Origin of the sequence: Chrysanthemum yellows phytoplasma (assembly GCF_000803325.1) — a bacterium.
GTDB classification, from domain to species: Bacteria; Bacillota_I; Bacilli_A; order Acholeplasmatales; family Acholeplasmataceae; genus Phytoplasma; species Phytoplasma asteris.
Map to the genome: position 1 here is coordinate 1 of NZ_JSWH01000140.1, position 602 is coordinate 602.

A 602-nucleotide genomic window follows, 5' to 3' on the forward strand; every position below is an offset into this window, starting at 1 on the left:
AACTGTTTAATCCTTAAATACCAAGGCCCTAAACACTTCTTAGATGACGACAAAGACTACTACCTTGGTCGCGCTCGTGTTTCCGATTCCAACTTCGAACTAACTAACTTCCACCTCCACTTCAACCCTGTCCGCAAAACTTTATCCATTTTTAAAGATAAACATAACAATGATAAAGTTGAAGAAGCAGAAATGAACAAAAACCATCCTAATGGTTGGTAAAAATAAAAATTAAAGGAGATTTTAATTAATGTTAAATTTAAAAAATCAATTTAGTAGAATAAATTTATTCTTTATTAGCTTAGGATTGTTGTTTTTGGTTAATCATCATCCAGTGATGGCAATAGAAAATAAAAAAATATGCAATCTAAATATGAAGATTCATAATATTTGGATTCAAAAAAAAGAAGATATTGTGTCTCATGTTATAAATAAAAATATTGATCAAATATTTAGTTATTTAACTTTAGATTATCCTTGTTATAATAGCTCCACCAATAATAAAAATGATCTTTGCTGGCGTATTAAAGAACCTCCTAATAATTTATTATTTGTTTTTTTTGATAGTGGAATTAGATCTAATGAAGATGAATTTTATTCTT

At 27.2% G+C, this 602-nt stretch carries 2 pseudogenes; both read left to right on the forward strand.

What is annotated here, in order from left to right:
• A pseudogene (locus OL66_RS04040) lies at positions 1–222 on the forward strand (effector); the annotation flags it as partial.
• Between the two features lie 28 nt (positions 223–250).
• A pseudogene (locus tag OL66_RS02650) lies at positions 251–602 on the forward strand (SVM family protein); the annotation flags it as partial.